Annotated in this window: 16 protein-coding genes; 2 read left to right on the top strand and 14 right to left on the bottom strand. The window is 46.0% G+C overall.

From position 1 onward, the window contains the following. Positions 1-7: 7 nt before the first annotated feature. From asd to C2740_RS03615, 12 genes are all read right to left on the bottom strand, one after another. On the bottom strand, positions 8-1,165 hold the full coding sequence (asd, locus tag C2740_RS03670; protein WP_215294056.1) for an aspartate-semialdehyde dehydrogenase: 1,158 nt from the start codon (positions 1,163-1,165) through the stop codon (positions 8-10). Between the two features lie 23 nt (positions 1,166-1,188). Beyond that, a complete protein-coding gene (gene leuB / locus C2740_RS03665; RefSeq protein WP_215294055.1) occupies positions 1,189-2,259 on the bottom strand; it encodes a 3-isopropylmalate dehydrogenase in 1,071 nt (356 codons plus the stop codon). A 21-nt stretch (positions 2,260-2,280) separates the two neighbouring features. Beyond that, positions 2,281-2,928, bottom strand: a complete 648-nt coding sequence (gene leuD / locus C2740_RS03660) for a 3-isopropylmalate dehydratase small subunit (RefSeq protein ID WP_215294054.1) — start codon at positions 2,926-2,928, stop codon at positions 2,281-2,283. Positions 2,929-2,952: 24 nt separating this feature from the next. Further along, positions 2,953-3,156, bottom strand: a complete 204-nt coding sequence (locus C2740_RS03655; RefSeq protein ID WP_215294053.1) for a hypothetical protein — start codon at positions 3,154-3,156, stop codon at positions 2,953-2,955. Between the two features lie 12 nt (positions 3,157-3,168). Then, on the bottom strand, positions 3,169-4,578 hold the full coding sequence (gene leuC, locus C2740_RS03650; protein ID WP_215294052.1) for a 3-isopropylmalate dehydratase large subunit: 1,410 nt from the start codon (positions 4,576-4,578) through the stop codon (positions 3,169-3,171). 17 nt (positions 4,579-4,595) lie between these two features. Beyond that, a complete protein-coding gene (gene gltA / locus C2740_RS03645) occupies positions 4,596-5,909 on the bottom strand; it encodes a citrate synthase (protein WP_215294051.1) in 1,314 nt (437 codons plus the stop codon). Positions 5,910-5,991: 82 nt separating this feature from the next. Beyond that, the gene (locus C2740_RS03640; protein WP_215294050.1) at positions 5,992-6,261 is read right to left on the bottom strand and encodes a succinate dehydrogenase assembly factor 2; all 270 of its coding nucleotides are present in this window, start codon (positions 6,259-6,261) and stop codon (positions 5,992-5,994) included. Next, a complete protein-coding gene (locus C2740_RS03635) occupies positions 6,258-6,962 on the bottom strand; it encodes a succinate dehydrogenase iron-sulfur subunit (protein ID WP_215294049.1) in 705 nt (234 codons plus the stop codon). The genes C2740_RS03640 and C2740_RS03635 overlap by 4 nt, the downstream gene beginning before the upstream one ends. Positions 6,963-6,979: 17 nt before the next feature. Next, positions 6,980-8,758, bottom strand: a complete 1,779-nt coding sequence (sdhA, locus tag C2740_RS03630) for a succinate dehydrogenase flavoprotein subunit (protein ID WP_215294048.1) — start codon at positions 8,756-8,758, stop codon at positions 6,980-6,982. A 4-nt stretch (positions 8,759-8,762) separates the two neighbouring features. Next, positions 8,763-9,128 carry a succinate dehydrogenase, hydrophobic membrane anchor protein gene (sdhD, locus tag C2740_RS03625; protein WP_215294047.1) on the bottom strand — a complete coding sequence of 122 codons (366 nt, stop codon included), beginning with the start codon at positions 9,126-9,128 and terminating at the stop codon, positions 8,763-8,765. A gap of 24 nt (positions 9,129-9,152) precedes the next feature. Then, a complete protein-coding gene (gene sdhC / locus C2740_RS03620; protein ID WP_215294046.1) occupies positions 9,153-9,572 on the bottom strand; it encodes a succinate dehydrogenase, cytochrome b556 subunit in 420 nt (139 codons plus the stop codon). Positions 9,573-9,704: 132 nt separating this feature from the next. Further along, a complete protein-coding gene (locus C2740_RS03615) occupies positions 9,705-10,442 on the bottom strand; it encodes a GntR family transcriptional regulator (protein WP_215294045.1) in 738 nt (245 codons plus the stop codon). A 149-nt stretch (positions 10,443-10,591) separates the two neighbouring features. Here C2740_RS03615 and C2740_RS03610 point away from each other — a divergent pair, with 149 nt between their 5' ends. Then, positions 10,592-11,581 carry a malate dehydrogenase gene (locus C2740_RS03610; protein WP_215294044.1) on the top strand — a complete coding sequence of 330 codons (990 nt, stop codon included), beginning with the start codon at positions 10,592-10,594 and terminating at the stop codon, positions 11,579-11,581. Between the two features lie 13 nt (positions 11,582-11,594). Further along, complete coding sequence (locus C2740_RS03605; RefSeq protein WP_215294043.1) at positions 11,595-11,969, top strand: hypothetical protein; 375 nt, start codon at positions 11,595-11,597, stop codon at positions 11,967-11,969. Positions 11,970-12,025: 56 nt separating this feature from the next. Here C2740_RS03605 and C2740_RS03600 read toward each other — a convergent pair whose 3' ends face one another. Both C2740_RS03600 and yaaA read right to left on the bottom strand, forming a co-directional pair. Further along, on the bottom strand, positions 12,026-13,237 hold the full coding sequence (locus C2740_RS03600) for a DUF2863 family protein (protein WP_215294042.1): 1,212 nt from the start codon (positions 13,235-13,237) through the stop codon (positions 12,026-12,028). Continuing rightward, complete coding sequence (yaaA, locus tag C2740_RS03595) at positions 13,237-14,013, bottom strand: peroxide stress protein YaaA (protein ID WP_215294041.1); 777 nt, start codon at positions 14,011-14,013, stop codon at positions 13,237-13,239. The genes C2740_RS03600 and yaaA overlap by 1 nt, the downstream gene beginning before the upstream one ends. Between the last annotated feature and the right edge of the window lie 58 nt (positions 14,014-14,071).

Genomic DNA, 14,071 nt, shown 5'->3' with positions numbered 1-14,071 from the left:
CTGTTCATTACCTCTCGAGTAGGATTCTGAGCATACGGCGCAAGGGCTCAGCAGCACCCCATAATAGCTGATCACCCACAGTAAATGCACCAAGATACTCCGGACCCATCGCCAATTTGTGCAATCTGCCGATAGGCACAGTCAAAGTGCCACTCACTGCTGCCGGCGATAAGTCCCGTTCTGTCAATTCACGTTCGTTTGGCACTACTTTGGCCCATTGGCTATCATTTGCCAAGATAGATTCGATTTCCTTAAGTGGAATATCCTTCTTTAACTTCACAGTCAAACCTTGTGAATGGCAACGCATTGCGCCAACACGTACGCACAATCCATCGATTGGAATACTGCCAGGAGTGCGGAATGCTGGACGACCCAAGATTTTGTTGAACTCAGCGCCACCCTTCCACTCTTCTTTCGTTTGACCATTTTCAACTGGCACATCAATCCATGGAATCAAACTACCAGCCAAGGCAGTGTTGCGGAAATTCTTTTTCGGAAAATCTGCTGAACGTAATGTTTCCGTTACCTTACGATCAATATCCAAAATCCATGAGGAAGGGTCTGCTAATTCAGTAGCAACACTGTCGCGCAAAGCACCCATTTGCAAAAGCAACTCACGCATGTTTTGTGCGCCAGCACCAGATGCCGCTTGGTAAGTCATGGCGCTGATCCACTCAACCATGTCAGCCTTTACCAAACCACCCATAGCCATCATCATCAAGCTCACGGTGCAGTTACTACCAATCCAGTTTCTACCTCCAGCAGCCAATGCCTGATCAATTACGGAACGGTTGACTGGATCCAATACCAAGACAGCATCATCCTTCATGCGCAATGCACTAGCAGCATCAATCCAATGACCAGCCCAGCCTGCAGCTCGCAGTTTTGGAAATATTTCGTTGGTGTAGTCACCACCTTGGCAAGTCAAAATGATGTCGCAACGTGACAATGCTTGGATGTCATTGGCATCTCGCAAAGTACTTTCGCTCTTTGTTACTTTTTGACCATTGAGCAATGGCACTTCGCCTCCTGCTTGGCTAGTACTAAAGAAGATAGGCTCGATTAGGTCGAAATCTTTTTCGGCAAGCATGCGCTCCATCAGGACGCTACCGACCATACCACGCCAGCCAACTAAGCCTACTATAGGAGTTTTTGTATTTACCATGATGAATAAATTTTTATGTCGATTTATGAGAGTGCGGCGACTACTGCATCGCCCATTTGTACAGTAGATACTTTTTGAGTGCCCGCGGTATAAATATCAGCTGTACGCAAGCCTTGTGCCAATACTGTTTGCACAGCTTTTTCAATCCGATCCGCTTCAGCTGGCATTCCCAAGGAATAGCGCAGCATCATTGCCGCAGAAAGAATCGTTGCCAAGGGATTCGCAATACCTTTGCCGGCAATGTCAGGTGCAGAACCGTGGCTGGGCTCATACAAACCCTTATTGTTCTTGTCTAATGATGCGGAAGGCAACATACCAATGGAGCCTGTAAGCATCGCTGCCTCATCAGAAAGAATATCTCCGAACAGATTACCAGTTACCACCACATCAAATGCCTTGGGCGCTTTTACCAACTGCATTGCAGCGTTATCCACATACATATGGGATAACTCAACATCAGGATATTCTTTAGAAATACGAATCATCACCTCGCGCCACAGTTGTGAAGTTTCTAAAACGTTTGCTTTATCAACGCTACATACTTTCTTGCCACGTTTGCGCGCCGCTTCAAAAGCAACGCGACCAATACGCTCTACTTCAGGCTCACTGTAGTGCATGGTGTCGAAACCTTCGCGCGCACCTTTAAACAAAGGCAACTCTGAACTACGAATACCACGCGGTTGACCAAAATAGATGTCGCCATTCAATTCACGCACAATCAAAATATCTAAGCCACCAATAATCTCTGGCTTCAAACTAGACGCTGCAGTTAACTCTGGGTAGCAAATTGCTGGTCTGAAGTTAGCAAACAGTTCTAAGTGTTTGCGCAATCCTAAAATAGCCTGCTCTGGACGCAATTCACGCGCAAGGGTATCGTATTTCCAATCACCCACTGCACCAAATAAAATCGCATCAGCATTCTTTGCCAAATCAAGAGTTGCTGGCGGCAAAGGGTGTCCGGCGACATCATAAGCGGCGCCACCAACAGGGGCTTCTTCAAGATCAAACTTTGGGCCGAGTGCATTTAAAACTCGAACGGCTTGAGCAACGATTTCCGGGCCGATACCATCGCCCGGTAGAACTGCAATTTTCATGAAAGGCCTTTAAATCTAAAATTACGGCAATTGTGTCGCAAGCCAAGGCATTTTGAGAATGCGCTCGGCTTCATAACCCTTGATTTTATCTGCATGTCGCAGAGTTAAGCCGATATCGTCCAGACCATTGAGAAGGCAATACTTTCTGAATGGGGCTACTTCGAAGCTATATACAGTGCTATCAGGGGTAATCACCTGTTGAGCTTCGAGATCAATAGTGAGCTGATAGCCACTAAATGCGAGAGTTTCGTTAAACAGGTGATCAACCTGAATTTCTGTCAAAACGATGGGTAGAAGACCGTTTTTGAAGCAATTATTGTAAAAAATATCGGCAAAACTAGGGGCGATGACTGCCCTAAAACCGAATTGATCAAGCGCCCAAGGGGCGTGTTCACGGGAGCTGCCACAACCAAAGTTTTTGCGCGCCAAAAGAATCCCGGCATCCTTGTACCGAGCCTGATTCAGAATGAAATCAGGATTAACTGGGCGAGCACTGCAATCCTGCCCTGGCTCACCATGATCTAAATAACGCCACTCATCAAATAAGTTTTGACCGAAACCAGTCTTCTTGATGGATTTGAGAAACTGTTTCGGAATAATAGCGTCGGTATCCACGTTCTCGCGATTAAGCGGAGCAACCAAACCTTTGTATACCGTAAATTTATCCATGATTCTGACTTTAACTCTTAATGTTTACTTCACAGGGGTAATCACAACATCTTTACCCTTGGTTTGTGACTGATTATTTTGGGTGCTATTTGAGCTATCCATTGACTTACCCATCGTTTGTAAATCTTTCCCCATGCCTTCAAACGTATTGCTGCAAGCAGAGATGGTAAGACCTGCAATACCAACGATAGCTAATTTAGCCATTAAAGATACTGGAGAAAATTTCATTCTGAATGGCCCTTATGAAATCTTACGTACATCAACAAAATGCCCTTCAATTGCAGCGGCAGCTGCCATCGCAGGACTCACTAAATGGGTGCGACCGCCATTACCTTGGCGGCCTTCAAAGTTACGATTGGAAGTTGATGCGCAACGCTCACCCGGCTCTAAGCGATCAGCATTCATTGCCAAACACATAGAGCAACCTGGCTCGCGCCATTCAAAGCCAGCAGCCTTAAAGATGCGATCCAAGCCCTCACGCTCCGCTTGCGCTTTAACCAATCCTGAACCAGGAACAATCAATGCCAACTTCACATTCGCCGCAACTTTTTTACCAAGACGATCAACCACTTTAGCTGCTGCGCGCATGTCTTCGATGCGGCTATTGGTGCAGGAGCCAATAAATACTTTATCAACGGAAATACTGCTTAGTGGCGTATTCGGAGTCAGATTCATGTACTCCAATGCACGCTCCATTGCAGAACGCTTATTAGGGTCACGCTCTTTTTCTGGATCAGGAACACGTTCGCTGATGGCAAGCACCATTTCTGGTGAAGTACCCCAAGTCACTTGAGGGGCAATCTCTTCTGCGCGCAACTCCACTACTGCATCAAATTTTGCATCTAAATCAGAATGCAAAGTTCTCCAATACTGTAAAGCTTGCAATAACGCTGGGCCTTTTGGTGAGTATGGGCGACCTTGAATATATTCAATAGTGGTTTCATCAACGGCAACTAAGCCCGCTCTTGCACCAGCTTCAATTGCCATATTACAAAGGGTCATACGACCTTCCATCGATAGGCTGCGTATGGCTTCGCCAGCAAACTCGATGGTGTAGCCCGTTCCCCCTGCAGTGCCAATCTTACCGATGACAGCAAGAACGATATCTTTAGCAGTAGAGCCTGGCTGCAAACGGCCATCTACTTTAACCAACATATTCTTGCTCTTTTTCATGAGCAGGGTTTGAGTCGCCAATACGTGCTCGACTTCTGAAGTGCCAATACCAAATGCCAAAGCACCAAATGCGCCATGAGTACTGGTATGCGAATCACCGCACACCACCGTCATGCCCGGTAAAGTTGCGCCCTGCTCTGGCCCAATCACATGAACAATTCCTTGACGGGCATCGTTCATTTTGTATTGGGTAATACCAAAAGCATCGCAGTTTTGATCCAAGGTATCTACTTGCAATTTTGAAATTGGATCAGCAATACCTTCAGAGCGATCTGTTGTTGGCACGTTATGGTCTGAAACTGCTAAATTCGCAGAGATACGCCAAACTGGGCGACCGGCCATATTCAAGCCTTCAAACGCTTGAGGGCTAGTTACCTCATGCAGTAGCTGACGATCAATATAGATCGTCGCTGTGCCATCTTCTTCAGAGTAAACAACGTGGTCATCCCACAATTTGTCATAAAGCGTACGAGACATGAGCGACCTTAAGAACCTTATTTACGAACCGAGATGTTAGGAACCTTGCGTGAAGTTTCACCAACATACAGCTGACGTGGACGTCCGATCTTGTACTCTGGATCGGTAATCATCTCTTCCCACTGCGCAATCCAGCCTACTGTTCTTGCCAAAGCAAAAATACAGGTAAACATTTCTGTTGGGATGCCAAGTGCGCGCTGCACGATGCCCGAATAGAAGTCCACGTTTGGATAGAGCTTGCGGCTAACGAAATACTCATCTTCCAAAGCAATCTTCTCAAGGGTCATTGCTAACTTGAACAATGGATCATCTTGCAGACCGAGTTCATTCAAAACTTCATAGCAAGTCTCACGCATCAATTTTGCACGTGGATCAAAGTTTTTGTAAACACGATGGCCAAAGCCCATCAAACGAACGCTAGAGTTCTTGTCTTTCACTTGAGCGATAAATTCATGGATCTTATCAACGCCACCGCTTGCTTGAATCTCATTCAACATCTGTAAGCAAGCTTCGTTTGCTCCACCGTGAGCCGGACCCCATAGACAGGCTATACCAGCAGAAATAGCAGCAAATGGATTTGTGCCTGAAGAGCCGCACAAACGCACGGTCGATGTAGAAGCATTTTGCTCATGGTCTGCATGTAAGGTAAAGATGCGGTCCAAAGCACGTACCAATACTGGGTTTACTTTGTACTCTTCACATGGGGTAGCAAACATCATGCGCATAAAGTTGGCGGTGTATGACAAAGAATTATCTGGATAGATAAAAGGTTGTCCTACTGAATACTTGTATGCCATTGCCACAAGGGTTGGCATCTTCGCGATCAAACGAATTTGCGCTACTTCACGCGCCTTTGGATCGCTGTAGTTAATTTGATCATGATAGAAAGCTGCCATACCGCCGACCAAGCCAGTCAGTACTGCCATTGGGTGCGCATCACGACGGAAACCGCGCAAGAAGAATTGCATCTGCTCATGAACCATAGTGTGGTGCATAACCATTTCTTCAAAATCTTTTTTCTCGGTAGCGTTTGGCAATTCACCATTAATCAGCAGAAAGCACACTTCCAAGAAGTCGCAGTTATTTGCCAGGTCTTCAATTGGGTAGCCGCGATAGAGCAACTCACCTTTGTCGCCATCGATATAAGTAATTTTGCTATTGCAAGACGCAGTAGAAAGAAAACCTGAATCGTAAGTGAACTTACCAGTCTGACCATAGAGCTTGCGAATATCGATTACATCAGGACCAACTGTTCCTTTGTAAATTGGCAGATCAATATCTGGCGTGCCATCCGAAAACGAGAGTTTTGCTTTGATGTCCGATTCAATCATTTCTAATCCTTAGTCATTCAAAATTATGAGTAAAACACTATTCAATCAAATGCCATCACTACCACTGCACCAAAAAGCTGAATTATTTCTCTCTGAGCCTTTGTAAAACTGCTTTGAAAGAATCAGACTGCATCTCTTTCTCCAACATTGATACTGAATCTTTACGACCAATTAACAAATCCATGAGGTCATTGTCATCAAGGGCCAATAACTGACTTAAAACGATTCCATCTGCTTCGCTCAACTGAGCGCCATAACGCTCAAAGAAGCGCTGCAGAATTAAGTCGTTTTCTAGCAAGCCTCTACGAGCATCACTCTTTAAACGATATAACTCTGCATTGCCTAGGGTCATACTGCCCTACGAACCATCAACTCCTTGATCTTGCCAATTGCCTTGGTTGGGTTCAAGTGCTTAGGACAGACGTCCACACAATTCATAATGGTATGGCAGCGGAATAAGCGATACGGATCTTCCAGATTATCCAAGCGCTGCGATGTTTCTTCGTCACGGCTATCAGCAATAAAGCGATATGCCTGTAACAAGCCCGCTGGACCCACAAACTTATCAGGGTTCCACCAGAATGATGGGCATGAAGTTGAGCAAGATGCGCACAAGATGCACTCATACAAGCCATTTAACTCTTCACGCTCTTCAGGGCTCTGAAGGCGCTCTTTTTCTGGAGGTGGATTGTCATTTACCAAGTAAGGTTTGATAGACAGGTATTGTTTGAAAAACAAAGTCATGTCGACGATCAAATCACGCACGACTGGCAAGCCAGGCAATGGGCGCAATGTGATGACCTTAGGCAAAGTCAACATATTGGTCAAACAAGCCAAACCATTTTTACCGTTGATGTTCATCGCATCTGAACCGCACACACCTTCACGGCATGAACGACGATAAGAAATTGTTTCGTCTTGCTTCTTTAAAGAAATCAAGGCATCTAACAACATACGTTCGCCAGTAAGTTCTAGCTCATAGCGCTGCATGCGTGGAGCTGCATCGACATCTGGATCGTAGCGGTAAATTTCAAATATACGGATATCACTCATTTTCTATTTCTCTTCGCTTAGAAAGTACGTTCTTTAGGAGGGAAGGACTCAACAGTCAAAGGCTTTAATACCACTGGCTTATAAGAGAGCTTATTTCCTTCGCTATACCAAAGGGTATGCTTCATCCAGTTGTCATCATCCCGATGCTGGTGATCATCATGTGAGTGTGCACCGCGACTTTCTTTGCGGGCTGCAGCAGAAATCATGGTTGCATTGGCAGTCTCAACTAAGTTAGCTACTTCCAACGCTTCAATACGCGCTGTATTGAAAATCTCAGACTTATCTTTGACCCACAAGTTCTGAGCACGCTCAGTCAATTTCGCCATTTGACGAACGCCTTCATCCATCAGCTCTTGATTACGGAACACGCCAGCATATTTCTGCATACACTTGCGAATGTCGTTAGCAACGTCTTGTGCGTACTCACCAGAAGTAGAGTTATCTAACTTCGCAATACGTTCCAAGGTTTGCTGACCAGCATTCTCAGGCAATTTCTTGAACTCACGATTCTTCAAGCCCAAGCCAACAATGTGGTTACCCGCTGCGCGACCAAATACCAAAAGGTCTAGTAATGAGTTCGTGCCTAAACGGTTTGCACCGTGAACGGAGACGCATGAGCATTCGCCAATGGCATACAAGCCATTCACGATTTCGTTATGAATACCGTTGGCAGGCACAACCACTTGCCCATTGATGTTAGTTGGAATGCCGCCCATCTGATAGTGAATGGTTGGCACAACTGGAATGGGCTCTTTAGTCACGTCAACGTTAGCAAAGTTAATGCCAATTTCATACACAGAAGGTAAACGCTTCATGATCGTTTCGGCGCCAATGTGCGTCAAATCCAGCACAACATAATCACCGTTGGGACCACAACCGCGCCCTTCTTTAATTTCTTGATCCATGCAACGAGATACGAAATCGCGTGGCGCTAAATCCTTATAGGTTGGCGCATAACGCTCCATGAAACGCTCACCGTCTTTGTTGCGCAAGATACCACCTTCACCGCGACAACCCTCTGTCAGCAATACGCCCGCACCCGCTACGCCGGTTGGGTGGAACTGCCAGAACTCCATGTCTTCCAATGGAATACCTGCGCGGGCTGCAAGACCCATACCGTCGCCGGTATTAATAAATGCGTTAGTAGAGGCGTCCCAAATACGGCCTGCACCACCTGTAGCCAACATAACAACCTTGGCTTCAAGGATATAAACCTGACCAGTCTCCATTTCAAGAGCGGTAACACCAACGACATCACCCTCATCGTCACGAATTAAATCCAGGGCTAACCACTCAACAAAGAAATTGGTTTTAGCGCGCACGTTACGCTGATACAAGGTGTGCAACATTGCGTGACCAGTACGGTCAGCAGCAGCGCAAGCACGTTGCACTGGTTTTTCACCATAGTTTGCAGTGTGACCACCGAATGGACGCTGATAAATCGTACCATCTGGATTACGGTCAAATGGCATACCAAAATGCTCTAATTCGTAAACAACTTTTGGCGCCTCACGACACATAAACTCGATGACGTCCTGGTCACCTAACCAATCAGAACCTTTAATAGTGTCATAAAAGTGATAGTGCCAATTGTCTTCGCTCATATTACCCAATGAAGCACCAATACCACCTTGTGCAGCAACCGTATGTGAACGTGTTGGGAAAACTTTCGTTAATACAGCAACATTGAGACCAGCTTCCGCCAATTGCAATGAAGCACGCATACCTGAACCACCCGCACCAATAATCACCGCATCAAAACGGCGGCGTGGCAATGATTTTTGAATTGCAGTCATCGAATTACACTTTCCACAAAATTTGGACGGCATAGGCCGCACAGGCTACGAGATAGAGGACGGTCAACACTTGCAGTGTTAAACGAATACTGACGGGCTTGATGTAATCCATCCAGATATCGCGCACACCAATCCAGGCGTGATAGAAAAGGCTGAATAAAGCCAACAAGGTTAAAAGCTTCATAAACTGATTGGCGAAAAGACCAGACCAGCCTTCATAAGTTGCGCTACCAGTGATGCAGTAGTCAACCAGCAAAACAACTGTAAATATCACCATCACAATCGCAGTGACGCGTTGGATGATCCACTCTTTAAGACCGTAATGGGCGCCTACAACTAAGCGCTTTGGTCCAATTTGATAAATAGGCATGAAATTTCCTTAAGTGATGTGCGCTTAGTACAGGTCAAATAATTTGAGGCCAACGATTGCCGTCAGAGCCAAGCCAACAATTAAAACAATGATGGCAGAGCGATTGGATTCCGACTTCTCCACCCCGATTTCCAAATCGAGTAAGAGGTAACGGATACCAGCACAAAAGTGGTGCAAGAATGACCAGATCAAGCCTAGGCAAATTATTTTTACCAAAATGTTGCTAGTAAAAGCTTGGAATTTTTGATAACTCAACTCAGAAGCCAAACTCTGATCAAAGAGATACAAGATGAATGGCAATAAGAGGAACAATACCGCTCCGCTGATGCGGTGAAGAATAGAAACCTTCCCTGCCCAAGGAAGGCGATATTTCACTAATTGGGCTAGGCCAATATTTCGATAAACCGGTTTATCTTTTTTTACATTGTGTTGTGCATCAACCATGGGCAATCTCGATGTTTAAGTGGAGGTTTATTGTGGTTTTGTTGTGTCGCAACATATTCTATTGGAAACCTTAGGGGTGGTGGGGATTTTTTAGTGTTTAAAAGCGTTAAATAGGGGTTTTAACGGATATTTTTAGTTCAATTTATTTTCGTAGTGCTGCTCTGAAGTGTCGTATCTGGCATGACGAATTTCTACTGGTTTATTCCCGTAAGTGAAGGCCACTCTCTCAACAGAAAGCAGTGGTGCGCCAAGTGGCAATTGGAGATGACCCGCCAAGACTTCATCAGCAGCTACTGCCTTAATTTTTTCTTCTGCACGCACCATATGTGTCGCAAATTGACTCTCATAGAAAGCGTATACCGGACCATGCCAGGTATTCAGCGCCTCGAGATCAAGATCCTTAAAGCGGGCTCCAGGTAGCCAAATCTCTTCAAAAACAATGGGTTTACCTGCAAAACTCTGGACACGATCAATATGAATCACTGCGTCACCTGCCTTTAATTTAAGCAAATCCGCTATATAAGGACTTGCTTTAGCCCTGACACAGGCTAAAAACTGGCTAGTGAGATGAAATTTCTCACCAGAATCAGGGGATAAGCGTAAAAAACGATATTGCCAATCGTCTTCTTGATGGGTGGCAACAAAAGTACCCTTCCCTTGACGTCTCACCAATAAGCTTTGGGCTGCCAGCTCATCGATAGCCTTGCGGACGGTGCCCTGGCTAACGGCATAGCGTGCCGCCAATTCCATTTCACTAGGGATGGCTGCTCCAGGAAGCCATTCTGCAGCTTGCAGGCTAGCCAAAATCATTGACTTGATCTGCTCGTACAGAGGGCTAAATGAGGCAACAGGCAAATTGACTTCTGACAAATTGACTCCAGTCGATAGCAATTGGATAAAATTTACGGTGATTCTAGTCTTATATAAGACGTCATTGACAGTGTAAAGCGAAAGTCCATACACTTAAATGGATAATAGAAATGTTTTGATTAATTAACCTTCCTCTGGAGTTATTAGTAATGGCAAAAGCCCCAATGCGTGTCGCTGTAACCGGTGCAGCCGGTCAAATCGGATATTCCCTTCTGTTCCGTATCGCCAATGGCGACCTTTTGGGCAAAGACCAGCCTGTCATCCTCCAGTTGCTTGAGATTCCGGATGAGAAAGCTCAAAAAGCCTTGGCTGGCGTGATGATGGAATTAGAGGACTGCGCATTCCCACTATTGGCAGGCATGACAGCGCACTCTGACCCCATGACCGCGTTTAAAGATATTGACGTAGCCCTCTTGGTTGGCGCACGTCCTCGCGGTCCTGGCATGGAGCGTAAAGATTTACTCTCTGCTAACGCACAAATTTTTACGGCTCAAGGCAAGGCATTGAATGCAGTTGCTAAGAAGACTGTCAAAGTATTGGTGGTTGGTAACCCAGCAAATACCAATGCATATATCGCGATGAAATCTGCTCCAGATATTCCTGCGAAGAACTTCACAGCAATGTTGCGTCTCGATCATAATCGCGCACTCTCACAGTTGGCCACAAAGCTAAACAAGCCTGTTGCTGACATTGAGAAACTGATTGTTTGGGGTAACCACAGTCCAACAATGTATCCAGACTATCGCTTTGCAACGATCGATGGTCAGTCTGTAAAAGACGCCATTAACGATCCAGCCTGGAACAAGGATACCTTCATTCCTACCGTTGGTAAGCGTGGCGCAGCCATCATTGACGCTCGTGGTCTCTCATCTGCAGCTTCTGCTGCAAATGCTGCGATTGATCACATGCGTGATTGGGTGCTCGGTACGAATGGCAAATGGGTCACTATGGGTATTCCTTCTAAAGGCGAGTACGGTATTCCAGCTGAAGTGATCTATGGCTTCCCAGTAGTGTGCGAAAACGGCGAGTACAAAATGATCGAAGGTTTAGAGATCGATGAATTCTCCCGTGAGCGCATGACTCATACCCTCAATGAATTGCTTGAAGAGCAAGCTGGCGTGAAGCATTTGCTCTCCTAAGGAAAAATTACACATGAAGAAAAATCTTCTTACCATTAGCGTTGTCATTGCCAGTTTTTTTGCTGCTGCACACGTCAGCGCTAGTGAAGAAGTTTTCACTTGGACTTGCAGCGAAAGTAAACAGTTCAAAACTTCTGGCACTACCGAGAAAGTTCGCTTAACTTGGGAATCCAAAACGTTCGACTTAGATCGTCAAACTTCATTGCCTGGCAGTCTGCGTTACAAAAACACAAACAGCGGGCATGACCTTGTTGTGCTTGGTAACAAGGCAATGTTGTTTAACATTAAAGCGGGCGTCAGGCTGGCTGACTTCTGCCAAACCGCAGAGATGAGATCTGGCAAGTTACCGCATTTATTTGCTGGTGCTGAGCCGTTTACTCAGAACTAATGCTTCATCAACGCATCAATTAAAAAGCCGAGAGTTTCTCGGCTTTTTCTTTTGTATTAGTGAAATAGGGGTTGTTGGGTTGGAGAGTCTTCGGGCATCTCTGCATGCACTGCCTCTCCTGAGCGATCGGGGAATAGCGGGGCGCCACAGTCATCACATAACTCTGGCTCAAAAAGCATTGCATGACGAAAGACATCCTCCACTCCAGCATCATGCAAAGCATCGCATATTTTCTTGATTGGGCTTTCATCATCCGACAGATCATTTAAGGCATCGCTCGCCACGCTCTCGCGGTCATACAAAGGCCAGATCACGCCATACATAATTTCTGGGGATCCCTTTGCGCTAAAGGAAATGCGGTACTCATCAGCCTGCTCTTCTCCAAATGCACCCACTACGCAAGATAAGCCAGCAGGCAAGATACCTAAACCGCTCTCTAAAAAGTTCACCGCTGCGCGAATACTCAAGGGACGAACATGCTTATCGGCTAAACGGCAATTTGTGAAATAAGATTCTGGAAGTAAGAGTTCGAATTCACAACCTGGCAGCAAAGAAGCAATCGGCTCTTGCATTGCGTTTTGCCAACCAATCAAGCTCACGCCACGTTCTTGCCGAGCTGGAGGCTCAGCCTGCCAACGGAAGATAGGGGCTCCACTGGGCGCACTTAAAGCAGCAATAATGAAACGGGGATCAGCCAGGACTGCAATGGTCTCAGACATATCGCGCAACTCAAGCTTGACATCTTTATTGCAGATTGCCGCATTAGCCAAGGACTCAGTCAAGACACGTGTTTGACAATGAGAGTGAGGCATCTGATCAATGCTGTAGAGCCAAGGAACAATGGCAAGACGGGTATCAGGGGCAGCAATAGCAGCGTTCAAGGCCTGCGCAGTCGCCTCAATAATACTTGCCGGTAAAGGTCCAGAAGGAATTTGATAACGGGTATGCGCCACAATCGGCATCGCCAATAAAAGAACATCCCACTCCTGCCCCTCATGCTCCATTCTCAGGGACTCCGCCAAGGTTTCTGCAGAATCCGCAAGTACTTCAAAGGCAACCGTGTTGATGCGAAAAGTTTGATCTAGAGCGGCATCAATCACATTTTGATTTTGGCTTTTCAGTAAACGCATCAAACGAATATTGAGGCGATCTTCCCAAAAGCGATCTTCAATCTGACTGCCAGAGGCTGCCAAGGAAATGGCGTCAGATACCAGCTTTTCAACTTCGGGAGAACTGCGTTGCGAAGACTTCGTGCGATGTACGGCCATTATTTTTTCTCTGCCCTTCTAAATACCGGCTTGTCTAACTTCGATTCTGCAGCAAAATACTTATACCCATCCAAATGAAAACTTTTTAAATCGGCTGGATCGGTAATGCGGTTCTCGACTACGTAACGCGCCATCAACCCACGTGCGCGCTTGGCATAAAACGAAATGATTTTGTACTTTCCGTCTTTAGCGTCCTGAAATACAGGGGAAATAACAGGGCAATCCAAATCTTTAGCCTGCAAGACCTTGAAATACTCCTCTGAGGCCAGGTTGAGTAGCGCAGGCTTCTTTTGCTTTTCCAATATTTTCTTGAGCGAATCCGTTACCCGGCTACCCCAAAAAGCGTAAAGATCCTTGCCTCTGATATTGTTGAATGCAGTGCCCATTTCCAGGCGATAGGCCTGCATCAAATCGAGGGGCCTTAAAGCACCATAGAGACCAGACAAAATCCGGATATGGTCTTGAGCAAAATCAACTGCCTTGGCATTAAGGGTTTTGACGTCAAAGCCGTCATAGACATCACCATCAAAGGCATAGATCGCTGGCTTGCTGTTCTCTTCGGTAAATTTCTTAGACCAATCCCGGTAACGGCCGACATTTAAGGCTGCCAATGGATCGGACAAACCCATTAGCTTAGCTAGGTCCTGAGGGGACAGCTTTTTGAGGTCAGCGATCAGTTTGGCCGATTCCGAGACAAATTCAGGCAAGGTAGGCGCCTTGACCTGGACTGGGGTCTTGTAGTCTAAGGATTTAGCGGGAGAAAGTACGATCAGCATGGCACAATTTGTATATGTATTTTTACCATTCTAGCGACTACTAGACTTCCCTGCCCCA

The sequence above is a fragment of the Polynucleobacter sp. MG-5-Ahmo-C2 genome, from assembly GCF_018687735.1.
GTDB lineage: Bacteria > Pseudomonadota > Gammaproteobacteria > Burkholderiales > Burkholderiaceae > Polynucleobacter.
This window is presented reverse-complemented; position numbering and strand designations above follow the sequence as displayed.